Source organism: Bartonella sp. HY406 (genome assembly GCF_025449315.1).
In the GTDB taxonomy this organism is placed as follows: domain Bacteria; phylum Pseudomonadota; class Alphaproteobacteria; order Rhizobiales; family Rhizobiaceae; genus HY038.
Genome location: NZ_CP104893.1, coordinates 2,797,166 through 2,823,263 on the forward strand (window position 1 = coordinate 2,797,166; position 26,098 = coordinate 2,823,263).

Annotated in this window: 26 protein-coding genes; 9 read left to right on the forward strand and 17 right to left on the reverse strand. The window is 40.5% G+C overall.

The window, feature by feature from the left end:
• Positions 1 to 95: 95 nt before the first annotated feature.
• The 7 genes from N6B01_RS11880 to N6B01_RS11910 form a co-directional block, all read right to left on the reverse strand.
• Positions 96 to 1,139 carry a hypothetical protein gene (locus tag N6B01_RS11880; RefSeq protein ID WP_262078930.1) on the reverse strand — a complete coding sequence of 348 codons (1,044 nt, stop codon included), beginning with the start codon at positions 1,137 to 1,139 and terminating at the stop codon, positions 96 to 98.
• 65 nt (positions 1,140 to 1,204) lie between these two features.
• The gene (locus tag N6B01_RS11885) at positions 1,205 to 1,795 is read right to left on the reverse strand and encodes a cysteine hydrolase family protein (RefSeq protein ID WP_262078931.1); all 591 of its coding nucleotides are present in this window, start codon (positions 1,793 to 1,795) and stop codon (positions 1,205 to 1,207) included.
• A 46-nt stretch (positions 1,796 to 1,841) separates the two neighbouring features.
• Complete coding sequence (locus N6B01_RS11890) at positions 1,842 to 2,639, reverse strand: pyrroline-5-carboxylate reductase (RefSeq protein WP_262078932.1); 798 nt, start codon at positions 2,637 to 2,639, stop codon at positions 1,842 to 1,844.
• 133 nt (positions 2,640 to 2,772) lie between these two features.
• Complete coding sequence (locus N6B01_RS11895; RefSeq protein WP_262078933.1) at positions 2,773 to 3,486, reverse strand: tRNA (guanine(46)-N(7))-methyltransferase TrmB; 714 nt, start codon at positions 3,484 to 3,486, stop codon at positions 2,773 to 2,775.
• A complete protein-coding gene (metK, locus tag N6B01_RS11900; protein WP_262078934.1) occupies positions 3,486 to 4,748 on the reverse strand; it encodes a methionine adenosyltransferase in 1,263 nt (420 codons plus the stop codon). The genes N6B01_RS11895 and metK overlap by 1 nt, the downstream gene beginning before the upstream one ends.
• A 401-nt stretch (positions 4,749 to 5,149) precedes the next feature.
• Positions 5,150 to 6,520, reverse strand: coding sequence for a sensor histidine kinase (locus tag N6B01_RS11905; protein WP_262078935.1), 1,371 nt, complete (start codon positions 6,518 to 6,520; stop codon positions 5,150 to 5,152).
• 305 nt (positions 6,521 to 6,825) lie between these two features.
• Positions 6,826 to 7,110 (reverse strand): BolA family protein, encoded by a 285-nt coding sequence (locus N6B01_RS11910; RefSeq protein ID WP_262078936.1) that lies wholly within the window; start codon positions 7,108 to 7,110, stop codon positions 6,826 to 6,828.
• A gap of 281 nt (positions 7,111 to 7,391) precedes the next feature.
• On the opposite strand from N6B01_RS11910, the gene N6B01_RS11915 reads away from it, so the two are divergent.
• Together N6B01_RS11915 and N6B01_RS11920 are read left to right on the forward strand one after the other, a co-directional pair.
• A complete protein-coding gene (locus N6B01_RS11915; protein WP_182417978.1) occupies positions 7,392 to 8,012 on the forward strand; it encodes a J domain-containing protein in 621 nt (206 codons plus the stop codon).
• A gap of 174 nt (positions 8,013 to 8,186) precedes the next feature.
• Positions 8,187 to 9,011: an inositol monophosphatase family protein gene (locus tag N6B01_RS11920; protein WP_262078938.1), complete on the forward strand. Its 825-nt coding sequence runs from the start codon at positions 8,187 to 8,189 to the stop codon at positions 9,009 to 9,011.
• A gap of 143 nt (positions 9,012 to 9,154) precedes the next feature.
• Here the strand turns inward: N6B01_RS11920 and N6B01_RS11925 are convergent, their stop codons facing one another.
• On the reverse strand, positions 9,155 to 9,445 hold the full coding sequence (locus N6B01_RS11925) for a YggT family protein (protein ID WP_182417980.1): 291 nt from the start codon (positions 9,443 to 9,445) through the stop codon (positions 9,155 to 9,157).
• A gap of 251 nt (positions 9,446 to 9,696) precedes the next feature.
• Positions 9,697 to 10,653 (reverse strand): aldo/keto reductase, encoded by a 957-nt coding sequence (locus N6B01_RS11930; protein WP_262078939.1) that lies wholly within the window; start codon positions 10,651 to 10,653, stop codon positions 9,697 to 9,699.
• 290 nt (positions 10,654 to 10,943) lie between these two features.
• Here N6B01_RS11930 and N6B01_RS11935 point away from each other — a divergent pair, with 290 nt between their 5' ends.
• Positions 10,944 to 11,234, forward strand: a complete 291-nt coding sequence (locus N6B01_RS11935; RefSeq protein ID WP_246708078.1) for a hypothetical protein — start codon at positions 10,944 to 10,946, stop codon at positions 11,232 to 11,234.
• A gap of 53 nt (positions 11,235 to 11,287) precedes the next feature.
• Positions 11,288 to 12,040: a class I SAM-dependent methyltransferase gene (locus N6B01_RS11940; protein WP_262078940.1), complete on the forward strand. Its 753-nt coding sequence runs from the start codon at positions 11,288 to 11,290 to the stop codon at positions 12,038 to 12,040.
• 81 nt (positions 12,041 to 12,121) lie between these two features.
• Here N6B01_RS11940 and N6B01_RS11945 read toward each other — a convergent pair whose 3' ends face one another.
• The 8 genes from N6B01_RS11945 to N6B01_RS11980 form a co-directional block, all read right to left on the reverse strand.
• Positions 12,122 to 12,574: an SH3 domain-containing protein gene (locus N6B01_RS11945; RefSeq protein ID WP_262078941.1), complete on the reverse strand. Its 453-nt coding sequence runs from the start codon at positions 12,572 to 12,574 to the stop codon at positions 12,122 to 12,124.
• A gap of 315 nt (positions 12,575 to 12,889) precedes the next feature.
• A complete protein-coding gene (locus N6B01_RS11950; RefSeq protein ID WP_262078943.1) occupies positions 12,890 to 13,450 on the reverse strand; it encodes a hypothetical protein in 561 nt (186 codons plus the stop codon).
• Positions 13,451 to 13,582: 132 nt separating this feature from the next.
• On the reverse strand, positions 13,583 to 14,632 hold the full coding sequence (locus N6B01_RS11955) for a LacI family DNA-binding transcriptional regulator (protein WP_262080664.1): 1,050 nt from the start codon (positions 14,630 to 14,632) through the stop codon (positions 13,583 to 13,585).
• A gap of 186 nt (positions 14,633 to 14,818) precedes the next feature.
• Complete coding sequence (locus N6B01_RS11960; protein WP_262078945.1) at positions 14,819 to 16,099, reverse strand: D-tagatose-bisphosphate aldolase, class II, non-catalytic subunit; 1,281 nt, start codon at positions 16,097 to 16,099, stop codon at positions 14,819 to 14,821.
• Positions 16,100 to 16,147: 48 nt separating this feature from the next.
• Complete coding sequence (locus N6B01_RS11965) at positions 16,148 to 17,089, reverse strand: tagatose kinase (protein ID WP_182417985.1); 942 nt, start codon at positions 17,087 to 17,089, stop codon at positions 16,148 to 16,150.
• A 2-nt stretch (positions 17,090 to 17,091) separates the two neighbouring features.
• Positions 17,092 to 18,069 (reverse strand): ABC transporter permease, encoded by a 978-nt coding sequence (locus N6B01_RS11970; RefSeq protein ID WP_262078947.1) that lies wholly within the window; start codon positions 18,067 to 18,069, stop codon positions 17,092 to 17,094.
• Positions 18,066 to 19,595, reverse strand: coding sequence for a sugar ABC transporter ATP-binding protein (locus N6B01_RS11975; protein ID WP_262078948.1), 1,530 nt, complete (start codon positions 19,593 to 19,595; stop codon positions 18,066 to 18,068). The genes N6B01_RS11970 and N6B01_RS11975 overlap by 4 nt, the downstream gene beginning before the upstream one ends.
• A 5-nt stretch (positions 19,596 to 19,600) precedes the next feature.
• Entirely contained in the window at positions 19,601 to 20,461 is an 861-nt protein-coding gene (locus N6B01_RS11980; RefSeq protein ID WP_262080665.1) for a substrate-binding domain-containing protein, read from the reverse strand.
• A 681-nt stretch (positions 20,462 to 21,142) separates the two neighbouring features.
• On the opposite strand from N6B01_RS11980, the gene N6B01_RS11985 reads away from it, so the two are divergent.
• The 5 genes from N6B01_RS11985 to N6B01_RS12005 all read left to right on the forward strand — a co-directional run bounded on the left by N6B01_RS11985 (position 21,143) and on the right by N6B01_RS12005 (position 25,841).
• Positions 21,143 to 22,006, forward strand: a complete 864-nt coding sequence (locus N6B01_RS11985) for a DUF4424 family protein (RefSeq protein ID WP_262078949.1) — start codon at positions 21,143 to 21,145, stop codon at positions 22,004 to 22,006.
• 401 nt (positions 22,007 to 22,407) lie between these two features.
• A complete protein-coding gene (sdhC, locus tag N6B01_RS11990) occupies positions 22,408 to 22,806 on the forward strand; it encodes a succinate dehydrogenase, cytochrome b556 subunit (protein ID WP_262078950.1) in 399 nt (132 codons plus the stop codon).
• Between the two features lie 9 nt (positions 22,807 to 22,815).
• Positions 22,816 to 23,199 (forward strand): succinate dehydrogenase, hydrophobic membrane anchor protein, encoded by a 384-nt coding sequence (gene sdhD, locus N6B01_RS11995; protein WP_182417992.1) that lies wholly within the window; start codon positions 22,816 to 22,818, stop codon positions 23,197 to 23,199.
• Between the two features lie 5 nt (positions 23,200 to 23,204).
• Positions 23,205 to 25,049: a succinate dehydrogenase flavoprotein subunit gene (gene sdhA / locus N6B01_RS12000; protein ID WP_262078952.1), complete on the forward strand. Its 1,845-nt coding sequence runs from the start codon at positions 23,205 to 23,207 to the stop codon at positions 25,047 to 25,049.
• Between the two features lie 12 nt (positions 25,050 to 25,061).
• Positions 25,062 to 25,841 (forward strand): succinate dehydrogenase iron-sulfur subunit, encoded by a 780-nt coding sequence (locus tag N6B01_RS12005; protein ID WP_262078953.1) that lies wholly within the window; start codon positions 25,062 to 25,064, stop codon positions 25,839 to 25,841.
• Positions 25,842 to 26,098 lie beyond the last annotated feature (257 nt).

Here is a 26,098-nt window from a genome sequence, read left to right on the forward strand (position 1 = left end):
ATATAACGATATGTAAATTAATGCAAGAATTTTGCAAAACAAAATACTACGGTTAGATGAACAGCTTAAAATAAAGATAAGCGCCTTTATGTAACTTAAGAATAATGTAGCCCTATATGACAAATTTTAAGATCAGCGATTAATAATCCGTTGACAACATCATAAGGATTCCAAACAGCAGGCACAATTGCAGTTAGCCGAGAATTAACCAACGGATAGGCCTTGTCATATTTTTCCGCCCAATCAAGTAGGGCAATATTATAATTAACCATAGCCTGCCCACCAAAACGCTGATATAAATCGTCAAATGATTGATTTAACAAATCAAAATCACAGCAGGTCTCTTCCACGGGATTATCTCCAAGTCGAAAATGGAATGAATAAATCATCGCATAAACACCACAACCGAATTTTTCTTTGGTAACTTCAATGGCTTTGCGAGCAAAATCGTCAACATCTTGCATAGATGAGCCGAACCAACGCGGCAATAGCCGAAAACCATGATCAATATAATGGGTAAGATTATCAGGATCTAAAGCAATAAGTGTACAAAACAACTCATTAAGATATTCAATTCCAGCACCACCATCGCTATATAATTTATAATGAGCTAAGTTCCATAAAAGGCAGTTGTCAGACCCTGCAACGCTGTCTTTGAGGACATCCCACATTTTGCTCAAACAACCTTGATAGCTATTCAAACCAGTCTTACCGACATCTTGGATATATCCGCCGCCGCGCGCAATCCAACCGGTATGATAAAGACATAATGCATAAAGCCCACCAGCAAATGAGCTTTTCTCTTTTTCCCACCAATTTTCCAAATGCGAAATTTTCTCTAATGCTGCATCAAAGCTACAGTCTTTAAATATATTTTCAAGCCCATCAAAGACAAGTCCGCTTTTCAAAAAGCCATTGGCAAGAAGCTCATCATTGCGGCGCAATTGCTCGAACCCTTGCCGAAATGCGTCAAAATGATTTTGTAAAAAATGGTCTGTAACTTTTTTAACTTCAAGCCCAGCAGCGCCATATTCTTCAAAACGATCAATAATGTAGTTAAAATTTCGCTTTTTTAAATAACGCCTATTTTTAAATCTAAAAATAGGCATATAGATTTTTAAAAATAAATTTTGTAACATGTTGTTCCCCGGCTTATGCTATAATCCACGTTTTAAACTGCGATATTTACCTAAAAAATCAAAGATTAGCTAATATTTGTTTCAATAAATTCTTGTGCAGACATGACCATTGCATGTCTTGGAAAATGCTTTTTAATTAAAATATCATGCATTTCAAGATCACCATCGGTACAAGCATCTTCAATGACCGTTAAACCATAATCAAGATCAAATGCTTGGTTGAAGGTAGATAAGACAACATGCGAGGTTGCAACCCCAGCAAGCACCAATTCTTCAATATTATTAGCGCGCAAAATCATATCAAAATCACTGCCAGAAAATGCACTAATGCGATGTTTGCCAACAATTGGCTCATCACTTTGCGGCGCAAGTGGCGCATAGATTTTCATCTCGTCACTGCCGGGAATAACCCGCTTATTGGCCTTAATATCACCAAACATGACATTGCGTGAATTAATTTCAGGATAGCCTTGGCGAAAACTAACATTCACATGGATAACCAAAACACCTGCTTGGCGCGCCCATTGAAGTAGCTTTGCAGCATTTTGCGTCACATGTGTCGCTTGCTCTAGTGAAATAAAATTCTCCAAAATAAAATTTTGAAAATCCATCAAGATTAAAGCGGTCTTTTTAGGATCAATAACTTTGTTTTCCATAGCTGCCTTCTTCATCTTCTATATAAAAATAATACAAAATTTTAAGCTACTGCATTTTTTCAAGCGCGCTATCAAGCCCTTTAATAAGCGCATCAATGCCACCATTATCGGTAAAGACTTTCGTCACCAACTCATTGGTGCCGCCCTTGGTAGAATGGTCAATTTCTAGTTGTTTATAATCAATTTTTGGTCGCGATTGCGCTTCATGGGCAAGGCTTGCAAATAATTTGCTGATAAATTTGGTTGAAATATTTTCATCAATGCCATGGTCAATCAACCATTGATTGGCACTGCCTGCAAAACGATAATAGCTGCCCATAAGTGAGCCTGCAATCATGAAAATTTTCAATTCTTCTTCATTGGCAAGACTAAGTGCGCCGCCAATCTTGGCAAAAATTCCTTCAACGTCCTCATCTTTTGGAAAAACCGGCGTGGTGCTTTGATGATCCAACACAAATGGTAGCGGCACCGCGCGAAGAATGTCCCCCTTGTGCCCACTCCAAGCGGCAAGATCATCAATTGATGCGGTTGCAATAAAACTAACAAGTTTTTGCTGCGGTTTAAATGCTAATTGTTTAAGCAAGTCTTGCGCGTCTTGTACTCGCAAAGCGATAAAGACAATATCCGATTGGTCGACCACCGCTTGATTATCACATGCCACATGCACAAGGTTTGGAAAATCTGTGGCAAGCCTAGCTGAAATAGATTGTGAGCGCGGTGATACAATGATTGATTTAACCGCCCCTTTTGATTTATCAAGGCTTGATTTGGTAATATCCGATTTAGCAAGACCACGAATAATAGCATCAGAAATTGTGCCAGTGCCTAAAAAACCAATATTCATCTGTCGCTTCCACCTTAAAAACTCAATATGATTAAGCCAATATTATGAATATAAGCTTATATCCATGAACTGGCAAAACTGCCAATAATGTATTTTTAACATCAAAAACAAAAGGGGCAAAATTGCCCCTTTTTTAAATATGTTTAAATGTCAAATAAGCTGGCGTGCGATTTTCGCGTATCGCCTTTGCTTCATAGCGCGTGCCCGGCCATGCCTCATAGGGCGTGTGCCAATCACTGGCATTATCCGCTACCCATTCAAAACCACCATGCTCACGGCAATGCAATAATGTCCAGTTAATATAGGTATCGATATCACTAGCAAAACGAAACAATGCCCCCTTTTTTAAAACACGGGCGAAACGCTGCAAATTTTTCTCATTCACAAAGCGCCGCTTCCAATGTTTTTTCTTGGGCCATGGATCTGGATAGAATAGATCAATACCATCAAGCGATTGATCAGGCAGCCAATCAAGCAGTGCAGTTGCATCATCATTATAAAGACGCAATGAGGATTGCAAATCAGGCAATTCATCAAGACCAGCTAATAGCTTTGCCATGCCGTTAACAAAAGGCTCAACCCCAATGAAACCGGTATTTGGGAAACGACCAGCCTCATGCAATAAATGCTCACCGCCGCCAAAACCAATTTCAAGGCGTACAGCTTCAACGGGTTTTGCAAATAATTCTTTTAGCGATTGCGGCGCTGGCTGTTTGAGGTCAACCAACACCTGCGGCAAAAGATCTGTTTGCCGTTTTATTTGGTTATCCCGTAAGGGCTTGCCTTGACGTCGGCCATAAAAAGCCTCGCTCATACGGGTTCTATGTGGTGTTTTATCCGATTGCATTACTGAATTGCTGCCTTTAACGCACTGCCAAGGTCGGTTTTTTCCCAAGAAAATGAACCATCGCGGCCAGGTTTACGACCAAAATGTCCATAGGCTGACGTTTTGGCATAAATGGGTCGATTAAGATCAAGATGTTTACGAATACCGGTTGGGCTAAGATCCATCACTGCGCGAATAGCGGCTTCAACCTGCGCCTCTGAAACCTTGCCCGTTTCATGAAGGTCAACATAAATTGAAAGCGGTTGGGCAACGCCAATCGCATAGGAAATCTGGATGGTGCAACGCTCAGATAGGCCAGCAGCAACAACATTTTTAGCTAGATAGCGTGCGGCATAGGCAGCGGAACGGTCAACTTTAGTGGTATCCTTACCAGAAAAAGCACCGCCACCATGCGGCGCGGCCCCACCATAAGTATCAACAATAATCTTACGACCGGTAAGCCCCGCATCACCATCAGGCCCACCAATAACGAATTTTCCAGTTGGGTTAATATACCAATTGCAATTTTCTGAGATTTCAATGTCATGTAAAGCATTGCGAATATAGGGTTCAACCACTTCGCGCACTTTTTTCGAATCCCAATTGGCATCAAGATGCTGAGTCGATAGGACGATTGACACCACCTCTGTTGGTTTGCCATCAATATAGCGCACCGTTACCTGACTTTTAGCATCTGGTCCCAATAAACGAGCCTCGCCATCACCTTTATGACGAGCGACAGCAATTTCTTCCAAAATTTTATGGGCATAATAAATGGGCGCTGGCATTAAATCTTCAGTTTCACGGCAAGCATAACCAAACATAATACCTTGATCGCCAGCACCTTCTTCGCCTTGGCGGTCAGCAGCATTGTCAACACCTTGGGCAATATCGGCTGATTGTGAATGAAGCAGCACATCAATACGGCAGGTTTTCCAATGGAAACCCTCTTGTTCATAGCCAATTTCTTTAATAGCACGGCGCGCTGCCGCACGAAAACGCGATGGATTAATTTGCGGATTGCCCTGCTCGTCAACAACCAAATTGCCCTGCTTATCTTTTTTCAAGAATGTATCAGGTACACGAACTTCGCCTGCAATGATAACACGATTTGTTGTTGCCATTGTTTCACATGCAATACGCACACTCCATGGATCAGTACTGGTTTTTCGCGCTTCCTTATAAATCATATCAACAATTTCATCAGAAATACGGTCACAAACCTTATCGGGATGACCTTCTGAAACGGATTCACTAGTAAAAAGATAAGAATGACGGTGCACGGGAAACCCCTCTAGAAAGATAATATTTGCAATTCAATCCTAAACTTTGCAATGACACTGGTGGTGACACTTAATGGTGACTAGTGCTAGTGACAATGGATAGTTTAGTAAAAACTTAAACATTTAATAGCATATGCCGCATTTTTTGCCACATATTTTTGCTATTTGCTGTTTGTGCCAACAATATTTAGTGTCGTCAATGTTGTTTTCCAATATCCCAACAAATTCTATGTGATTTTAAACCTATTACAATCAGGAAACTGCAAAAGGATAAGATGCAATATGTTCAAATGGAATCTATAAATCACTATAAATTATAACAAGACATAGCATCTTTTGTTAAGCTAAAATCTCAAATAATAGTCAAAATGATACAATCTTCAATTAATGCATGGATTGACTTAATGTGGTTTAATCAAATCACTAATTGGTGCAGTTAGGTGATAGCTAAAACCATTTGGTGCATAATCAAGTTTTGCTTCACCGTTCAAGCTTGCAGGCAATAAGCGTTCCACCAATTTTGCCCCAAAACCCTTGCGGGTTGGTTGTTTAGTAATTTCAGGCCCACCAATTTCATGCCATGCAAAATGAAATTTTCCATCATCAAAATCCCATGTAATGTCCACCCGCCCTTGTTCATTCGATAAAGCGCCATATTTTACTGCATTGGTTGCAAATTCATGCAATGCCAGAGACATGGAAAGCGCCGCCTCACTATCAAGCGCAGCTTTTGGGCCATTACAGGTAAAGCGATTGGTTAGGCCAATATTACCCTCAAGGCAATTGACGATGATCTCATGCAAATTAATACTGGAGGAGGCTCCGTGCGTTAATATATCTTGTGCATCAGCAAGGGCTTTTATGCGTGCGGTTAAAATGCGGCGCGCTTCTTCAATGTTCGTGGCATTATTTAAGCTTTGATTGCAAATACTTTGCACAATAGCTAAGGTATTTTTAACCCGATGAGCTAATTCTTGCGCTAACATTTCTCTTTTATCTTGAGCAAGCCGCCTTGCAGTTACATCTTGAATAACTCCAAGGATCGGGCGATGCCCTTGCATTTCACCAATATCAATTGGTGCTTTTTCTGCGCGAAAAGCAATCCAACGTCTTTCATTGTTGTCACTGCGTTGAATTTGAATTTCTAGCGATACTAAATTATCATCTGGTGGATTAAGCATCTGACTGGCAATATAAGATACATTGGTAACGATTACATCTAAAAATTCTTCAATTGCAAGTTCTGGCTTAATTTCAAGTCCTAATAGTTCCATAAATTTGGGTGTAGCAAGAATAATACCTCGATCCACATCAATGGAAAAAGACCCAATGCCACCGGCCTCTTGCGCAAGATGGGCGCGTTCCTCACTTAATCGGAGTGCCTCTTGATGTTGTCGCTCGCTGGTCCTATCCCGGACAATCTTCAAAAAACCCCAAGGTGCGCCATTTTCATCTTGAAATAATTGCAAATCACCAGATGCCCAAAACTTACTGCCATCTTTGCGCAAATGCCAGCGCTCAACCGGATCCAGCCGGTGTTGACGGGCCATTTCGCGTCGCTTTGCTGGCAATCCATCCGCTTGATCTTCATATGTGAAAAGCGTGTCTAATGATTTTCCTATAATTTCTTCTTCGCGCCAACCAAATAAATTATGCGCGCCCGCGCTCCAACTATCAATAATTCCATTCATATCAGTGGTTAATATGGCATAATCTAAAGCATTTTCAAGAATAAGCCTATCACGCCATTGGGTTCTAGCTGCGCGTTCCATATATATATTCCAACATATTAATGAATAACTATCTCATTTAAGCAATTGCGATCAAATATAATTCATTTATAGCAAAAATTACAACAATTCAAATTAAAGAATTACAAAGAAAGCTTTATTACTAACCACTTTGATATTAAATATTAATTTCGCATTCACTTAAGCGATGATAACGCATGAATATGCATCGAAGTTCCATAGCTTAGGGACAAAACTCATTATTTAAAATGAAGTTTTGCATATTTCGCTAAGGAACAAAACAGTTGTGATGTAAAGTGCGTAAAAATTTCACTGTTGAGTACCATTTATGGTGTTGCCTGCGCCTCAATTGCAAGAGCATGAACCTTATCAGCAAGCTCGTCTTTTAATACATCGTTAATGGCACGATGCTGCTCTACCCGTTTCATGCCGATAAATTCATTTGAAGTAATTTTTATTCTAAAATGTGTTTCACCTTCACCATCAAAAGAGCTACCGTCGTCATGACTATGACCGGCATGCAATGCACTTTCATTGATAACTTCCAAATGTAGGGGCGAAAAAGCAGCGCGCAATTTTTTTTCCATTATTTCTTTAATCGTGCTGGACATAATTATTTTCCCAAACCATATCGTAGCTCTTGCAGTTTTTTTATAATTGGTTAAAATCGCCAATCCAAATATGAAACTGCAACGCTTTCAGTTTAATTAAGTTTAAAAGTTTAATTTAAACCCCATATATAGCGTAGTATCTTTTATTAAAAAGGACAAAATCATTGTTTGATCGTGTTTTCTTGAAAGGGCATTAGTTTGCCTTGTATAAAGTTTGGTGCGATTTCATTCAATTGTCAAACATTATTACACTATAATCCATTCGGAATGACCTAAATATCATGGCAATTAATTCAAAATTCTTTGACTCTATACGCATTAGTTCAGGCAAAAAGGCAAAAGCCGAGCCTGAAACAATGAAATGCCAATGGGAAGGCTGTGAAAAGCCTGGTCCCCATCGTGCACCTGCTGGTCGTGGCCGAGAAGGGCAATTTTTACATTTTTGTATTGACCATGTGCGTGAATATAATAAAAATTTTAATTATTTTTCCGACCTTAGCGATGCGGAAATTGCTAAGTTCCAAAAGGATGCTGCAACCGGCCACCGCCCAACAAGGAAAATAGGCTCTAACCGCACCACAGCCACTAAAACCTCGCAGGAATTTTCCAGCATTCGTTCAGGCTCCGCTGTTTCGCAAAAGCGCTTACGTAACCCTTATGGGCTGATTAATGAAAAGCGTGTTGAAGCGGCGCCTAAACGTAAATTGAAAGTGCTGGAAGCAAGAGCTTTTGCCACATTAGAGCTAAAAGAAATGGCAAGCAGCGAAGAAATCAAATCGCAATATAAGATTTTAATCAAACGGCACCATCCTGATGCAAATGGCGGCGATCGTAGTTCTGAGGAGCGTTTTCGCGCAGTTTTGCAAGCTTATAACCAACTTAAACAAGCAGGATTTTGCTAAGTTTTGCAAACCGTTTTGGGTAAAAAATCATAAAAATTTACAATCAAGGCTATACTTAAAACATAGACTTGATTTTTTATGCATATACCGCACGCCCTCATGATTAAGCGACACGTATATGTTATAATAGTAAATTACATAAAGCGTTGCTATTCACTTTAAAACGGAACTGTCATGACCTCGCTAAATATCGAAAATGAACTTCAAAATATCGAAAAATTGTTACAAGCACGCTATGCTCTTGCGCAGCAATTGGCAAAAAGTGCGGGCAACCTTGCCTTAGACTATTTTAATAACCGCGATAAATTAATTATTGAAACCAAACAAGACCCTCAAGATTTGGTTTCAATGGCTGATCGCAATGTTGAAAAGCACATTCAAGAAGCAATTTATCGCCATTTTCCTGGTGATGCATTTTTGGGCGAAGAAAGTGGTATTAGCAACCATCAATCAGATTTCCTATGGGTAATCGACCCTATTGACGGCACGGCGCCTTTTTTAGCAGGAATTGGTGATTGGTGTGTTTCGATCGCCGTTTTATATCAGGGCAAACCTGCAATTGGCGTGATCTATGCACCATATAAAAACGAGTTTTATCGCGCCATGACTAATGATGGTGCATTTTTAAATGATAAGCCAATTGAAGTAACGAAGAAAAATACAATTGCCAATGGACTTACTGGCTTTGGCTGCAATCATCATATTTCAACAGAGCGCAAAATTGATGTTTTACAAAATCTTTTGGCTGCGGGCAGCAATTTTTATCGTAATGCGTCAGGCGCATTGATGATTGCTTATGTCGCGGCAGGTCGCCTCGTCGGCTATGTTGAACCCTATATGCATTTATGGGATTGTGCAGCTGGTTTTTGCCTTGTGCAGGAAGCAGGCGGCAAAATTATGCCATTCCCCACCGATGGTGAAAATCTCAAAAAAGGGCATCCTGTTCTTGCTGCTGCGCCCCATAATTATGAACAATTGAAAAAAATTGCCAATTTTTAAAAGCATGGTCACAAAGCGCCGCTTTGTGAAATATCCAATTTGTTAAATATTCAATGTAAATAAAAAAAGCCGTTTTAGTTTTCAAAACTAAAACGGCTCATTATTTTTAAATCTTATTCCATCCTTTGCGCAGTTTACTTTACTTACACAAATGCAGGCATAAGCGATGTTGCAATCAACATTTGCAAAAAATAAATCCCAAAAAAGATAATAATAGGCGAAATATCGATTGGACCAAGATCCGGCAATATACGCCTTATTGGTGCTAGCATAGGTTCAGTTGCTGTATAAAGGAAATTACCAATCATACCGAAGAGCTGACTGCGCGGATTAACAATATTCATCGCATAAAGCCAAGAAATAATTATTCTGCCTACAATAAGTATCCTAATAAAGTCTAATATAAGACTTATAGTCGAAAAAAAAGCATACATCTATCTCTCCTGGGCTAAAGCACTTTAATTAAAGTCACTAAAATGCTCTAGTTTTTGCTTTTACGTATTTTGGCGACAACGCCTCATATTTTTGCGAAAATATTCAAATCGCTAGATTTAGTGGCTAAATCCAATTTCGGCAAGACCTTAAAATAAACCTTGCTCAAATCTAAAAGCAAATCCGTTTCATTTTGAAATGGATTTGCTCACAATTTTATATTTTAACAATATAGAATTTAATTTCTAGCTTGTTAAAAAGCGCTGGCATTAGTCAAATGTGTTATATCGTCATTGCTTAGTTTAAGGGTCGTTGCTTTAACAAGGCTTGCCAATTGTTCAAGACTTGTAGCACTAGCAATAGGTGCGGTCACTGCCTTTTGTGCAATAATCCAAGCAAGGGCAACTTCAGCATTGGTTGCATTATGTGCCTTTGATATGCCATCAAGCACATCAAGAATATGCAGGCCACGTTCATTGACATATTTTTCAACCATGCGTTGGCGCGCTTTGCCCTCAACATCATTTTGGCTGCGATATTTTCCCGAAAGAAAACCAGATGCAAGACTGAAATAGGTGATAACACCCAAACCTTCTTGGCGGCAAAGATCGGCAAGTTCGCCTTCAAAACCGCTGCGATCATAAAGATTATATTCAGGCTCAAGCACTTGATAGCTTGGCAAATTCAAGGATTTTGATGTATCAAGCGCGCTCTTTAAAAGTTTTGCATCATAGTTAGAACAACCAATTGCACGCACTTTACCGGAATTTATAAGGTCTTCATAGGCACGCAATGTTTCTTCATGGCTGGTTTCTGGGTCAGGCCAGTGGGATAAATAAACATCAATAGCTTCACTTTGTAAGCGTTTTAAAGAATCTTCTGCCGCTTGTTTTATCCAACGCGCCGATAGCCCTTTTTTACTAGGCTCCAACATATCCGAGCCAACTTTAGTGATAATAACGACCTTTTCGCGCTTCGTTGGATTTTGCTTTAGCCAATTGCCAATGATGGTTTCAGATTCTCCACCCTTATTGCCCGGCGCCCAAGTTGAATAAGCATCGGCTGTATCGATTGCATTTAAGCCTGCATCAACAAAAGCATCAAGTAAATTAAATGAGCGTTTTTCATCAACAGTCCAGCCAAAAACATTGGCACCAAAAACTAAAGGCGCAATGTTAAACCCAGTTTTTCCTAATGCACGGTATTCCATAATTTGTTCCTTACATAAATTTTGTTTAACAAGCTTATAGGAAATTGCATATGATTTTTGTTATTATCTGGCAAAAACCATTTAAACTAAGACAGACGCTGCATCAAAAGCTTAGCAAATATTTATGATAAATCAATTCACTCATTTATATCAAAAACATATATATGGATAGACGCATGTTTTTTTGCTATGCTTTAAGCCATACAGCGAGTAATATCTAATCATTATAAAATAACTTACCAATAACACTATCGTTATTTAAATGAGATTTGGCAATTTGCGGGGGATTTATGTCGTCTTTTTCAAAAACTGTTCTTCAAAACTTAACCCAAAATAGACGTGCTTTAGCAGCATTACCGATAATCGGGCTACCATTTTTATGTGGTTGCACTGCCAAAGCAACAGCATGGAGCGAAAAAATCGCATTTTCGCAACCATCTATGCCAACCCAATGCGCTGGTTGGCAAAAGCTTGAGATTAAGAATAGCACGCGTTATTATTTACTGGAAAAAGACCAGCGTCTCCTTGTCGATCTTGATGCTCATAATTTGCGAGGTCGTCAAATAGGTTGTTGGCAATAACGGCATTTTAAAACGCATTCAAATTTCATCTTAGCGCAAAGGGTAGGCACGCAATGTATCTTGATATTCACTCTTTGCAAAAGTTTTATCAATCGCCTTTAGGTAAAAAGGTGCAGCAAAATTTAAATAACGCACTTCAGCCACATATTCCAATCCGCAATGATGAAAGGATTATGGGACTTGGTTATTGCGTTCCTTATCTTGAACCATTTCGCCTAAAATGTGATTGTTGTTTTGCTTTTATGCCGGCGCGGCAAGGCGCTTCAACTTGGCCAGATAGCCAAAATGTTGCAACTGCCTTGGTCTTTGAAGAAGATTTGCCCCTTGCTGACGGTTGCCTTGATAAGATCATCCTTGTGCATGCCTTAGAACAAACTGAAAACGCGAGCGAAACCCTGCGTGAATTATGGCGGGTTTTAGCTCCTAATGGCAAACTCATTATTATTGCACCAAACCGACGTGGCTTTTGGGCAGGTTCTGATGCAACTCCCTTTGGCTCCGGCGAACCCTATAGCCGTGGCCAACTAAACCAAATTGTGACCAATGCTGGTTTTACATGTCAATCACTTAGCGAAACGCTGCATTTTTTACCGCAAAGAAATTTAAATATCCGGCGCTTTTCCACGCTTTTTGAAAAAATGCAAAAGCGTTTTTTTCCTTATTTTGGTGGCGCTCTCGTTCTTGAAGCAACCAAGCATATCAGTCAAGGCATCCCACTGTTAAAGCGTAATTCACGGCGGATATTTTCACCCGTTTTTACCCCGCAAACAACGCTTACACGTGGTGAACAACATTTAAAACAATAAAAAAGACCTATCTGATCGATCATGAAATCAGATAGGCCAATTGGTTAGCTTGATTTTAGCTAACGGGGATTTGTGAAATTCTTAACGCAAGTTTTGTGGTGCAATTTTAGCAACATTAATGCGGTTGTGGTTTACAGCCTTTGCTTCTGACTTTTCAGGAACAATGGTGATTGAAATATTTAAGCCAGCAGATGCTGTACGGCCACCAGTTGCTGCAGAGCCGCCTGCACCACCGCTAACTGCCATTGAACGAGCACGGCTATTTGCAGCAGCCAATTGTGTTGAAAGCTTATTGGTTTCAACCCAACCTTTTTGGTTTCCTGCAGTTACATAGCACCAAGCTGAATTGCAAACACCAACATTAACTTGAGTACCCTTAGCAATATTGCTGGTTACGGCCGCACTTGTTGCAGGTGCATTATGCAATGATAAGGCAGGGGCTGAAATTGTGGTTGCTTGTGCAGTAAGTGCGCTGCCAATTACAGCAATTGCTAGAGTTGAAGCAGCGATGATTGATTTTGCAAAACGGTTCATGATCTTTATCCTTAAATTTGTTTTGGAAGAACCGCCCAACCGTGTTTAAACAAAGCTTTCTCGTTCGCAAAAGCTGGTTTTGCGTTAAATCACTTTAAATTTAGGCAAGGTTAGATCGTTAACGGGAAACCAATTTGCTTCCGTTTATTAAATTCTTCCAAGTTATCTGATTAATTGTTTAAGTTTCTCGGCTTATTTACCTTTTGTTAGCCTTGTTGCAGCATTAACGGTTCGATCACGAAAAAGTTCCAAATTTTTTTGAGAAAAATTAATTATTTTACTTTTATTATAAGTTATTGATAATAAACAATAATATTAATTTTCAAAATTTTTCTTTTGTAGCACCACAACGCCCAATGATGGTACTAAGGCAATATTATTGACACCGGCGTGATAATATTCAATATTTAAAAACTCATTACTTTCAAGTATCGCAAATTGCTTTAAATCTAAAGCGCACGTCGCCAGAGCATCGAAAAGACCAACAGCTTGGCTAAAATTTTCGTCTAAAGTAAAATTCTTTTTAAAATTAAATGCAATGAGCTGACACTTTTGTCTTATTGGTGCTTTGTCTTCACATTGATAAAATGGGTTGCGAAAGGCAATGCTTAAATTAAAACTCTCGATATAACAATCTGATTTATCGGCCACTTCAAGTGAGATATGAAAAACTTTACTCAAGGCATCATTATATTTTAAAGCTCGTTTAATAAGCCTTCCGTAACTTCTATATCCATAACTTTGAAAAAAAGGGGAGTTATAATCAAACTGGGTGAACTGTCGATTAAAACAGTTCATAATAGCAAAAGATTGCGCTTTAAAATCGCTAAAATGATAATGACTCTTGATATATCCCCAATAAGCGTATGATAGCATTAAGTAATTTCCTAGGATAGCCATATTCTATTTATTTAAATAGTCTAACAAATATGACCATTGTTACCTGTTATTACTATACTTTCATCAAAGAAAAATTTAGTTTATAATTCGAATTGGCTAGACAACCGTTTAAGCTGATCGTCTTAGCATTAGGCTTGCTTTAAGCAATGTCTGGTCTTTTTGCTTTAATTGATCTTTACTCTTTGCATGTTCTTTTAGCTTAGATGGTTCTTGCCGATCTTCATTATCAAACAAATCCATTAATTTTTGCATGGCAATTTGTGCAATCAGCGCATAATCTTGTGCAACGGTTGTAAGGGGTGGTGATGTGTAACGCGCAAGCGGATGGTCATCATGGCCAGCAATGCGTAGTTCGCTGCTTGGTAAACCATGCCCCACCTTAATGCCCATTTCCCATGCAGCATGCAAAGCGCCAAAAGCAATGCGATCATTTGCACATAATATTGTATTGGTTGGCAGACCGCTTTTGACATTTTTTATTGTTTGCTCATAGCCAAATTTTTCGAATTCCCAGCTATTTGAGCTATCAACTGGCAATATAAGAGGTTTAAAACCGTTGCGTATCATCGCTTCTTCATAAGCATGGCGGCGTGATGTTGAATTGGCATTCACCCCCGGCATACCCAAAAAGCACGGTGGTTCTCCTGATCGGCATAAATAATCAATGATAAGGCCAAGGCTTTGGCGGTTATCAGTACCAACAAAGGGTACATCACTTTCTTCCTTACTATCGACATAAACAAGGGGAATGCGATCAGCTAAAGAGTTTAATTTATCTTGGCTTGCCGAATGGGCAATTGGTGCAATGATTGCACCAGCAATATGCATGGATTGCAATCGTTCAATCGCATCAGATTGTCTTGACACTTGCCCTTGCGAGCTTAATACAACAGCAAAATAGCCATTTTTTTCAGCAATTTCTTCAATTTTGCGGGTAAGCTCCATATAAAATGGATCAAGCGTATCTGGAATAATAACGCCCAAAATTTTAGTACGCCGGCGCTTTAAATTAACCGCAAATAGATTAGGGCGAAAATCAAACTCAGCTAAAGCGTTTTCAATGAGTAAGCGTGTTGAATTTCTAATCGATGTTGGATCATTAAAATATTTGGATACTGTTGGGCGTGATAATCCGATATGGCTAGCAAACTCTTCCATTGTACGAATTTCCGGGGTACGAATTTCAGGTATCGAATTTATTTTTTTCATTTTTAATCTTTTACCCAACAAAAAGTGTTATCTTTTATTTTTATACAAATACCTTCAGGCGTTTTAATCTAAAAAACATGTCTGGCTTTCACTATCGTTTCGACCAAAGCCAGACAATGTCCTTAATTTTGCAATTTAAACTTGCCAACAAGCAGCAATATAATCATTGATTGCTTTTTCAATGCTTGCGAACACCAAATCCTTGGCATTAGCTGGCAGGCGTTGGCTACGAACATCATGATAAAGCCCGCCAAGATATTGCCCGATAAGAGTTTCTGGCAATGTGACATTGTCAAATAACCCCAAGAGTTCTTCAACCGCACGATTAGCTTTTTCATCAGGCCAATAATAGCGGATACGGTCGCTATAAGAAAAATGGCGCTGCAAGGCCAATTCATGTTGATCACCGTGATAATAGCGATCCCAATTAGCAGGAGAGCTGAGCATGACCTCTTCCATGGTTTGGCGCAAAGTCTTTTGACGTCGCCCTGCAAAAAGCTCTTCTGCAATCATATCAAGACCATATAAGGTTTCACGCATAACAAAGGTAAGGCCGGGGCCAACTTTTAAAATACCAAATCCATCATTAACCAAAGCCGTTAAAGCGGCGCGGGTTTGATAATCAGTAGAATGCGCCTCAAATACAATATTCGGCATAAGCGGCAATGCAGAACATAGAGTGACTGCAGCTTGCGGATCATAATCAATGACATTATGATTGCCAAACTCAACGCCGGGCTGCACAACAAGGCCAATAACTCGTGAAAAGGCATCTTCTAAGCCTTGTGCTATAAATGCCTGCTTATGAATATCATAAGTTGTAAGGGCAGCATCTTTGTTCGTTACCTCAAGCCCCTCGATTTCCTCCAAAGCACCACCAGGCACTGGTACTTCAGTTCCAATAATGTAAACAGGGCCGATTGCCCCTTGTGCTCTTGCTTCTTCTGCAGCCTTGGCAAGTCGGGCAGCACGCAGCGCAATAATATTATCATCAAGTGCCAAAGGTTCATTAAGACAGCCCATGGAACAATCTAAATGCAACTTGGTAAAACCGGCAGCCGAATAGGCACGGATCATGACTTCGGCTTTATCCATAGCTTCTTCTGCGGCTAAATTTTTCCACGGATTAGGTCCAAGGTGATCACCACCAAAGATTAAACGCTCAACTGGAAAGTTGCAGTTTTGGGCAATATCTAGCACAAAATTTTTATAATCCTGTGGTGTCATGCCAGTATAGCCACCATCTTGATTAACTTGATTGCAGGTTGCTTCAATCAATAGTGGCAATGGCGTTGGCATGGTTGCACGCATTGCCGCCTCAATAACCATGGGGTGTGCTGTGCAAATAGACGGTATGCCAGATGGCCCCGATTGTTGACGCCAATTTGAAATGGATTGCAGAGGATTTTTAGTCATGGAATATCCTTTTACGAGTGCAGGTTTAACAAATTTTTGTCCAAATGATCAAAGTGCTTTCTGCGCAATAAAGCGCTCGAGATCGGCAAGGGTTGACGTTCCCTCCATAGGGCCAATTTCGCTAACCGCACGCGCACCTGCAGCATTGGCAAAATCAAGCGCTTGTTGCGGATCGGTATTTTTGAGCCAAAAACTCAAAAATGCTCCGCCAAAACAATCACCTGCGCCAGTTGGATCTTTTTCCTCAACCTTAAAAGCTTGCGCGTCAAACCGCTTGCCATTTTCATAAAGACTCGCACCTTTTTCCCCACGTTTCACCACAATGGTTTTAATACCACGCGCCAATAGATGATTGACCGCTTCTTCTTCATTGCCAGCTTTTTCAAATAAGAAAATTTCTTCACCAGACGGCATAAAAAGATCAGTAATAGATAGAATAAATTCGCAAGATTGTTTAAGACCAGGGGTATTCAATAATTCAGGGCGCAAATTGGGATCGAAGGAAATTGTGCCACCCTTATGTTTTATTGCCTTTGCAGCTTCAATAACCATGGCGCCAAGTTCAGGCGCTGAAAAAGCCGACCCCATAACATGAAGATGATCGCAATCCTTAATCATATCCTTAGCGCTTTGAGTGGTGTTTAATGTGCCACATGCACTATAGCGGATATTATAAACAAAAGCGCGACTGCCATCCTCGCGATAGCGCACAAAAGCACTACCGGTTGACTCACCTTGGGCAATCTCAATAGCTGAAACATCAACGCCATCAGCTTTTAATCGATCGATATTGACGCGGCCAAAATCATCATCACCAACGCGGGAAATAATCGCACATGGCGTATTCAATTTGCCAACTTGATCGATAAAAATAGCTGGTGCACCTGATGGAAATGGTCCAATAAGCGGCTGCGCACTTAAAAAACCATCACCTTTAGTCGTTGCAACAATCTCTACCAAAATTTCGCCGATGGTTAAAACTTTACCCATGATTAACCTCTTTTTCTTTTGGCTCTTACATCAAACCAAACAGCGATTAAGATAACCAAACCTTTAACAATAAGCTGGAAAAAAAAGGGAACAGACATCATATTCATGCCATTGTTCAACACACCAATGATAAGTGCACCAAACAAAGTCCCAACCATGGTACCAACACCGCCAGATAGGCTAGCACCGCCAAGTACAGCGGCAGCAATGGCATCAAGTTCATTATTTACGCCCGCATTGGTTTGCGCCGAATAAAGGCGTGATGATAATAATATACCAGCAATGGCAGCCATAACGCCTGATAAAATAAAAATTTGGATTTTTAGGCGGTCAACCTTAATTCCTGAATATAAAGCAGCTTCCTTATTACCACCAGTTAGATAAGTACGTCGTCCAAAAGTTGTTTTTGATAAAAGAATATGATTAAACAAAAACATTGCAACAACAATCCAGATGATAATCGGCAAATTTAAAAAATTGCCAGAACCAATAGCAATCCAAGAAGGATCTCTAATCATTTCTGGTGAGCCGTTGGTTGGCAAATTAACAAGACCGCGATAAATCCCCATTGTAGCAACGGTAACAATAAAGGACGGCAATAGTAATTTCGCGGTCAATGCACCATTGATAAAGCCCATTAATGCCCCAGCAAGTAAGGTAATAATAATTGCAGGCACAAATCCATAACCAAGAGCCAGTATTTGCGCACCAACCATGCCAGCGACCGCAATAATTGAGCCGATAGACAGATCTATTTCACCAAGCAAAATTACCCAAGTCATACCAAATGCTGCAATAGCAACCACAGCAACCTGCTGTAAGATATTAGAAATATTGCCAAAAGTTGCAAAGCTACCTTTGGTATATAAGCTAAAAATGACGCAAAGAATGACCAGAGCCATTAAAATGCCACCATAGCGCTGGATAGAATTTTTTAATTCATTATTTGGTGATTTTAGGAGTTGTGCGGACTGTTTCATTTAACTATTCCTGTGGCAACCGTTCCGGTGGCAAAAGCCATAACATTTTGTGGTGTCATATCTGCACCATTAAGCGTGGCGGTAATGCACCCTTCAGTCATAACGATGAGACGATCAGCAAGGCCCAAAACCTCGGGCAGTTCTGAGGAAACGAGAAGTATTGCTGTTCCCTCATCAGCTAATTGTCTAATAATTTTATAGATTTCAAATTTGGCGCCAACATCAACACCGCGCGTTGGCTCATCTAAAATGAGAACCTTAGGATGGGTTAGAAGCCATTTAGCAAAAACGATTTTTTGTTGGTTTCCGCCCGATAGAGTATTCACCACTGTGTCTAAACCACTAGCTTTTACCGACAGGCGCTCTGCTTCTTGAAGCGCAACTTTTTTCTCTGCGCCAAAGTTCATGAAGCCTAATTTATTGGTAAATCCTTTAAGCGATGCCATAGAAATATTATGCATAACATTCGCATTTAGGATCAAACCTTCCTCTTTGCGGTTTTCTGTTACAAAGCCAATACCGGCAGCGATAGATTCCGCAGCACTCTTAAAATTAACGGCCTTACCCTCAAGGCGTATGGTCCCACTTGCCTTTTTCATGCCGAATATGGCATTCATCACTTCAGAGCGACCAGAACCAACCAGACCAAAAAAGCCTAATATTTCACCCGGACGAATGGCAAAAGAAACATCTTGAAATTCATCTTTATACGATAGTTTTTCTACTTCTAAAATTGGAGATATTTTTTCAAAATTAGGGCTAGAAAGAGCGGGGGGATAGATTTCATCCATTTTTCGCCCGACCATCATCGCAATTAATTCATCAATATTGGTATCCTGACGACGTTTTGTGTCGATATATTCGCCATCACGTACAACCGTTATATCATCCGATAAACGCATGATTTCTTCCATGCGGTGGGAAATATAAATGATAGCTGTTCCACGTTCTTTTAAACGGTCGATCAGTGAAAATAAGATTTCGGCTTCTGAATCGGATAGTGATGAGGTCGGCTCATCAAGAATAAGAACTTTAGCTGGTTTACTCAAACCTTTGGCAATTTCGACCAATTGGCGCTGGGCAATTGAAAGGTCATTAACTTTGTCTTTAGCACGGATTGGTAGCTCTAAATAGGCGATCAACTCATCAGCTTCTTTGCGTAATTGCCTGTCATTAATAAAGCCAAAACGTTGTGGCTCATGGGTTGCAAAAATATTTTCAGCAACACTCATATTATTGCAAAGGCTTAACTCTTGAAAAACAATCGATAAGCCTTTAGCAACCGCTTCACGCGGATTTTTGGGGCTATATGGCTCACCATCAAATATGATTTGCCCTGCCGTTTGCGGATAAACGCCCGCAAGAATTTTCATTAAGGTGGATTTACCGGCACCGTTTTCACCCAATAAAGTATGCACAGTTCCTTGGCGCACAGTAAGTTGCATATTTTTAATAGCTTTTACTGGGCCAAAGTACTTTTGAATATCCTTCAAGGAAAGGATGATTTTATCTGTCCGGTCCATCATTTAACCTATTTCTGCTTTGTATAAACACCAGGAACGATTGGCTGCTCAGCAGGTACTTCTTCGCCAGCAATGACTTTTACAGCCGTATCAACGGCAAGTTTACCCATTTGATCAGGGAACTGTTGAATGACGCCCACCATTACTGGATCACTATCAACTGCATCGCGCGCTTCTTTCATGCCATCAAAGCCGATAACAGCAACCTTATCACTCATATTCGCAGCTTTAACGGCAACAGCTGCGGCTAGGGCAGCATCATCACCAAAGCCGAAAATACCAGTAATATTATTATTGGCTTGAAGGATGTTTTGCGCCACAGACAAAGCATCGGCACGAGTGATGCCTGCTTGTTGAGCAACAATTTTGATATCAGGATAGCTTTCAAGCGCTTTTTTAAAGCCTTCGATACGGTTTACAACCGACTGCACGGTTGGATAATCGATGATTGCAACTTCACCCTTGCCATCAAGGATCTTGGCCATCAATTCACCAGCTTTAACGCCGCCAGTATAATTATCGGTACCAATATGAGAAACAACATCACCTTCCGCGGCAGGAACATCTACCGTAATTACCTTGATGCCAGCGGCATTGGCTTTTGCAATTGCCGCATAAACGCCTTTACTGTCAACCGGTGAAATTATGATAACGTCAACGCCTTTGGTGATAAAATCTTCAACATCGGATAATTGCTTGTTAAGATCTTGGTTAGCGATGCTTACTTCCAATGCGACATTTTTTTCCTTGGCTTCAGCTTTCATAGCATCTGCAAGTTCAATATAAAATGGATGCTGCTGGGTAAGGAGTGAAGCACCAATACCATCTGCAAAAGCATTTGACGTAAAGCAAGCTGCTGCACTTAACATCAATGTAAAGATTGTCTTTTTAAACCCCATGTAAATCTCCATAATATTTGCACGAAACGCATTTGCGATCATTAAAGACATCCAGACATTTGGATAATCCCAAACATTTGGACAACCAAAGCATCAGAACAGCTTAAATATGAGTCCGATTTTTTAAAAAGCTTTTTATATGCCAAACCATTGTAATTAAAGAATTGTAATTGCTGAATTTCGCTAAAATAGCTTACTAAAAACATCCAATAACTTAATTTGGTCGGCGAAAAAACGCCTTTAATAAAATCCGCCAACTCCTCTGCTTCTCACGATGCTGAGTGTAAGGGTAAATTTTTACTCGTGTCAAATTTAAATTTTATTCAAAGCACTTTTAAATCGGTTTAATGTAAAAAATGCATATATATTTTTTCATATTTTTGCTTTTCCGCATCCAAATTTGCGCAAAAACCATTTTATCTTGCGTATTTTCTAATAAATTTATGTGAATCACTTTGCAATCTTGATGGGCTATTGATTGAAATCACTTCTCAATAACATATGGTCAAACTAACAATTGACACCTCATCAATCATTGGGTCGGTTTTATTAATATTGTCTCCACCAAACCAACGGCTACGGTTATATTTTTTGTAAATGAATTTAGAAAAACAATGTGATGACGAATAATCGCATTTTAAAAGTGATTTTATGAAACCAATATATACTCTATTTAAGCTTTTAGCATTTACAGCAAGCTTGGTTTATTTTCCAACAATGACAGAGGCTAATGATAGCGGGGCTAAACTGGTTGGTGGTGGTCTTGTCTTGCAAAAGCTTGAAAATATCTCCATGTTCTCCGAAGATCTTTATATTTCTGCAGACAAAATTATCGTCAACTATGTTTTTGAAAACAAATCTAACCGCGATATTAATACCATTGTTGCTTTTCCCTTACCGCCCCACCCCGTCGAGCCGGAAAGTGATACAGGCGCTGGAGTAACAGCAACGCCTGATGAAATTGGTGATAACTTCGTTGATTTTAAAACCTTTGTTGAAGGCAAACGGGTCAAAACCGACTATAATAAGCAAAAAACATTAGGCTTTAATGAACATGCAGATCAGGAAGTTTTTCAAATAACCTATTACTGGCATCAAAATTTTCCAGCAAATAAAAAAATTAAAGTCCGCCATGAATACAGGCCAATTACTGGTAGCGCTGTATTAAATCCAGTACAAAATTTAACCGAAATGGCGACGAGCGAGTATTGCCCCGATCGCGGATTTTTCAATGCAATGGCAAAAAAACAAAAACAGGGTCTAGATGCCTTATATGACGACATTGGCTATATTTTAAAAACTGGAGGCAATTGGGCAGGTGGAACCATTGGTGATTTTCGCTTGGTCGTGGACAAAGGCGATCCCGATGCCATTGTTACCTTTTGCGGTAAAAATGTCAAAAAAATTGGATCTACCCAATTTGAAATGAAAGCCAAAAATTATACACCACGAAATGACCTTTATATTCTCATCATTGGAGGTTGGGTAAAAGATGGAAAACCATTTTTTGAATAATAGGAAAATATAAGAGAATCGAATTGAGTCGTTTTTTAATAAAAAACTAAAAAACCTTCAAATTTTAATCAAGTTTTTCAAACGATTAAAACTATATTTTTACACATTTTTTTCTATTTTCTCAATCTTTTGATCGAAAAAATGCTTTCTTGCTTTGACGTGAATCAAATTCCGCATTAGAAGCAAAGCAAGCTGAGCGGCGTTTTGCGCCGTTGCCAAGCCGTACGCCCGTGAACGTGACCTTTAATCCGCTTCATCAGGCAGTCGGTCGAATGTGTGAGAATTTTTTCTTACACGGCAGAAAAAGCTGTTTTGATTCTTTAGAGAATGGAAACGGATTCATTATTTTGCCGATATTGTTTTTTGCAATATCACGATCACATGTCAGGTCAGGAACGCTCATGACAGATACGACACCTTCTGGACGGCCTCTTTCACCCCACGTTCAGATTTACCGTTGGCCGATTACGATGGCAATGTCTATTGCCCATCGCGCGACAGGTGGCGCGCTTTATTTCGGCACATTTTTATTTGCTGCTTGGATTATTTCAGCATCAATGGGTGAAGTTGCTTTTGAAAAAGTTAATTGGCTCTTTGGCTCATTTTTAGGGCGCACGGTACTATTCCTTTATACTTTGGCACTTGTTCACCATCTCGTTGGTGGTGTGCGCCATTTATTCTGGGATACCAACCCTGCTCTTTTAGAGAAAAACTTAGCCACCAAAACGGCTTGGTCAACCATTGTAGTTTCAATTGTTCTGACACTCCTTATTTGGATTGTCGGCTATATTGTGCGCTAGGAGGGTGTGATGAAAGATTTTAGAACACCGCTTAATAAAAGCATTGGTCTTGGCTCCGCTAAACATGGTACTGACCATTTTTGGCGCCAACGTTTGACAGCCTTTGCAAATGTGCCGCTATTTATTTTCTTTATCATCTTGCTCATCATGTTGGTTGGTAAAGATTATGCAACCGTTATCAGCTATTTATCAAACCCGATTATTGCAGTTGTTATGGCAGTAATGGTTATTGCTGGCATTTATCATATGAAATTAGGCATGCAGGTAATTATTGAGGATTATTTCCCTAATCATTATCTCCGCGTTTTTATCCTATCGCTTAATATTTTCTTTTGTTTCATTATGGGTGCAGCCTGCCTTTTTGCACTCGTAAAAATCGCTTTGGGAGGTTAAATTCCATGGCAAGTAATAATTCAAATGCTTCGGCAGCGCAGGATAAAAAATCCTATCAATATATCGACCACGAGTTCGATGTTATTGTTGTTGGCGCTGGTGGCTCTGGTTTGCGTGCAACCTTGGGCATGGCCGAGCAAGGTTTTAAAACCGCTTGTATTACCAAGGTGTTCCCAACCCGCTCGCACACAGTAGCCGCACAGGGCGGCATTGCAGCATCCCTATCCAATATGGGACCTGATAACTGGCAATGGCACATGTATGACACCATCAAGGGCTCTGACTGGCTTGGCGACATGGATGCGATGGAATATCTCACCCGTCAAGCACCTGCTGCGGTTTATGAGCTTGAACATTATGGCGTGCCATTCTCGCGTACCGAAGAAGGCAAGATTTATCAACGCCCCTTTGGTGGCCATACCACTGAATTTGGTGAAGGCCCACCCGTGCAGCGTACTTGCGCGGCTGCCGACCGTACTGGCCACGCTATTTTACATACGCTTTATGGCCAAAGCCTAAAACATAATGCGCAATTTTTCATTGAATATTTCGCACTTGATCTCATCATGACCGACGGTGTTTGTACTGGCGTTGTGGCTTGGAACCTTGATGACGGTACAATTCACCGTTTTTCTGCCAAGATGGTTGTGTTAGCAACTGGTGGTTATGGCCGCGCTTACTTCTCAGCAACTTCTGCCCATACCTGTACTGGTGATGGCGGCGGCATGGTTGCACGTGCAGGTCTTCCTTTGCAGGATATGGAATTTGTACAATTCCACCCAACGGGTATTTACGGCTCTGGCTGTTTGATTACTGAAGGCGCACGCGGTGAAGGCGGGTATCTCATCAACTCTGAGGGTGAGCGCTTTATGGAGCGTTATGCGCCATCTTTCAAGGATCTCGCATCGCGTGACGTTGTATCACGCTGCATGACCATTGAAATTCGCGAAGGACGTGGCGTTGGTCCAAAGAAAGACCATATTTTTCTCGTTCTTAGCCACATTGATCCAGCTATTCTTCATGAACGCTTACCTGGTATTTCTGAATCAGCCCGTATTTTCGCTGGTGTTGATCTTACCAAAGACCCAATTCCAGTATTGCCAACCGTTCACTATAATATGGGCGGTATTCCAACCAATTATTGGGGCGAAGTGTTAAATCCAACTGAAGAAGATAATGATCGCGTTCAACCAGGCCTAATGGCAGTGGGTGAAGCAGGTTGCGCTTCAGTTCATGGTGCCAATCGTCTTGGCTCTAACTCGCTTATCGATTTGGTGGTTTTTGGTCGTGCTGCCGCTTTGCGGGCTGCAAAAGTAATTGACCGCGATGGTCCAATTCCTGAGCTTAATATTGAAGCTTGTGACAAAATCATGGAACGCTTTGACCGCATTCGTTTTGCCAATGGCTCAATCCCGACAGCCGAGCTACGTGACAAGATGCAACGCGCCATGCAGGAAGATGCGGCTGTTTTCCGTCAAGAAGATTCGCTAGTAAGTGGTTGCGAACGTATTTCTGCTATCTGGAAAGAATTACCAGATGTGAAAGTGACAGACCGCTCGATGATCTGGAATTCAGATTTGATGGAAACATTGGAACTTGATAATCTGATGGCCAATGCAATTTGTACCGTTTACTCGGCTGTTGCACGTAAGGAAAGCCGGGGCGCTCATGCCCGTGAAGACTTCCCAGATCGCGATGATGTCAACTGGCGTAAGCATACACTATCTCATCTTTCACCGGAAGGCGAAGTTAGTCTTTCCTATCGTGCTGTGCATGTGGATCCACTTACCCGCTATGAAGATGGTGGTATTGATCCAAAGAAAATCGCGCCTAAGAAGCGCGTTTACTAGGGGAGCAAAATTATGGTTCAAATGACCCTTCCCAAAAATTCTACGGTTAAGAAAGGCAAGGTCTGGCCAAAGCCAGAGCAAAACCAGAACTTAACGGAATTTCGCATTTATCGTTGGTCGCCAGATGATGGCGAAAATCCACGCCTTGACACTTTTTATGTGGATCGCGATTCATGCGGGCCAATGATTTTGGATGGTCTTTTATACATCAAAAATCATGTTGACCCGACTTTAACGCTACGCCGTTCTTGCCGTGAAGGTATTTGCGGTTCATGCGCCATGAATATTGATGGCTCTAACACCCTTGCTTGTATTACCGGCATGGATGAAGTTAAGCACCCAATTAAGGTCTATCCATTGCCTTCAATGCCAGTGGTCAAGGATCTGGTACCAGATCTTAATCGTTTCTATGCCCAGCATCGTTTGATCGAGCCTTGGTTACAAACCGTATCGCCAACCCCTGAAAAAGAATGGCTACAAAGCCATGATGACCGATTGAAACTTGATGGGCTTTATGAGTGCATTTTATGTGCTTGCTGCCAAACATCTTGCCCAAGCTATTGGTGGAATGGTGACCGTTATCTGGGGCCCTCAGTTCTATTGCAGGCCTATCGTTGGATTGCAGATTCACGCGATGAAGCAACTGGTGACCGCCTTGATAAGCTTGAAGATCCCTTCCGGCTTTATCGCTGCCATACCATTATGAACTGTACGCAAACCTGCCCTAAAGGCCTTAATCCTGCCAAGGCAATTGCCGAAATTAAGAAATTAATGGTCGAGCGTCAGGTCTAATTAAACATTATCTTTATTTATTAAAATGCCCTGAATGAAAATTCAGGGCATTTTTTTGCTACAAAGTTTCTACCATTTGGAATTTACGCACAATAACGTATAGATTGCATTCAAAACACCATATGAAAATAGGGCGTTTTTGATCAAAGGCTTTTGTTAGGTTATATATTTAGCCGAAGACAATTAGCAATCCACTGCATTAAATCCATGAGTCAACAAGTTTAAGAATGGTTAAAAACAAACGTTATTATATACGA

Bases quoted from the DNA above. Each gene is read 5' to 3' on its own strand.
- N6B01_RS11880 (WP_262078930.1), bottom strand. From the start codon at position 1,139: ATGTTACAAAATTTATTTTTAAAAATCTATATGCCTATTTTTAGATTT.
- N6B01_RS11885 (WP_262078931.1), bottom strand. From the start codon at position 1,795: ATGGAAAACAAAGTTATTGATCCTAAAAAGACCGCTTTAATCTTGATG.
- N6B01_RS11890 (WP_262078932.1), bottom strand. From the start codon at position 2,639: ATGAATATTGGTTTTTTAGGCACTGGCACAATTTCTGATGCTATTATT.
- N6B01_RS11895 (WP_262078933.1), bottom strand. From the start codon at position 3,486: ATGCAATCGGATAAAACACCACATAGAACCCGTATGAGCGAGGCTTTT.
- N6B01_RS11905 (WP_262078935.1), bottom strand. From the start codon at position 6,520: ATGGAACGCGCAGCTAGAACCCAATGGCGTGATAGGCTTATTCTTGAA.
- N6B01_RS11910 (WP_262078936.1), bottom strand. From the start codon at position 7,110: ATGTCCAGCACGATTAAAGAAATAATGGAAAAAAAATTGCGCGCTGCT.
- N6B01_RS11915 (WP_182417978.1), top strand. From the start codon at position 7,392: ATGGCAATTAATTCAAAATTCTTTGACTCTATACGCATTAGTTCAGGC.
- N6B01_RS11920 (WP_262078938.1), top strand. From the start codon at position 8,187: ATGACCTCGCTAAATATCGAAAATGAACTTCAAAATATCGAAAAATTG.
- N6B01_RS11925 (WP_182417980.1), bottom strand. From the start codon at position 9,445: ATGTATGCTTTTTTTTCGACTATAAGTCTTATATTAGACTTTATTAGG.
- N6B01_RS11930 (WP_262078939.1), bottom strand. From the start codon at position 10,653: ATGGAATACCGTGCATTAGGAAAAACTGGGTTTAACATTGCGCCTTTA.
- N6B01_RS11935 (WP_246708078.1), top strand. From the start codon at position 10,944: ATGTCGTCTTTTTCAAAAACTGTTCTTCAAAACTTAACCCAAAATAGA.
- N6B01_RS11940 (WP_262078940.1), top strand. From the start codon at position 11,288: ATGTATCTTGATATTCACTCTTTGCAAAAGTTTTATCAATCGCCTTTA.
- N6B01_RS11945 (WP_262078941.1), bottom strand. From the start codon at position 12,574: ATGAACCGTTTTGCAAAATCAATCATCGCTGCTTCAACTCTAGCAATT.
- N6B01_RS11950 (WP_262078943.1), bottom strand. From the start codon at position 13,450: ATGCTATCATACGCTTATTGGGGATATATCAAGAGTCATTATCATTTT.
- N6B01_RS11955 (WP_262080664.1), bottom strand. From the start codon at position 14,632: ATGGAAGAGTTTGCTAGCCATATCGGATTATCACGCCCAACAGTATCC.
- N6B01_RS11960 (WP_262078945.1), bottom strand. From the start codon at position 16,099: ATGACTAAAAATCCTCTGCAATCCATTTCAAATTGGCGTCAACAATCG.
- N6B01_RS11965 (WP_182417985.1), bottom strand. From the start codon at position 17,089: ATGGGTAAAGTTTTAACCATCGGCGAAATTTTGGTAGAGATTGTTGCA.
- N6B01_RS11970 (WP_262078947.1), bottom strand. From the start codon at position 18,069: ATGAAACAGTCCGCACAACTCCTAAAATCACCAAATAATGAATTAAAA.
- N6B01_RS11975 (WP_262078948.1), bottom strand. From the start codon at position 19,595: ATGATGGACCGGACAGATAAAATCATCCTTTCCTTGAAGGATATTCAA.
- N6B01_RS11980 (WP_262080665.1), bottom strand. From the start codon at position 20,461: ATGTTAAGTGCAGCAGCTTGCTTTACGTCAAATGCTTTTGCAGATGGT.
- N6B01_RS11985 (WP_262078949.1), top strand. From the start codon at position 21,143: ATGAAACCAATATATACTCTATTTAAGCTTTTAGCATTTACAGCAAGC.
- sdhC (WP_262078950.1), top strand. From the start codon at position 22,408: ATGACAGATACGACACCTTCTGGACGGCCTCTTTCACCCCACGTTCAG.
- sdhD (WP_182417992.1), top strand. From the start codon at position 22,816: ATGAAAGATTTTAGAACACCGCTTAATAAAAGCATTGGTCTTGGCTCC.
- sdhA (WP_262078952.1), top strand. From the start codon at position 23,205: ATGGCAAGTAATAATTCAAATGCTTCGGCAGCGCAGGATAAAAAATCC.
- N6B01_RS12005 (WP_262078953.1), top strand. From the start codon at position 25,062: ATGGTTCAAATGACCCTTCCCAAAAATTCTACGGTTAAGAAAGGCAAG.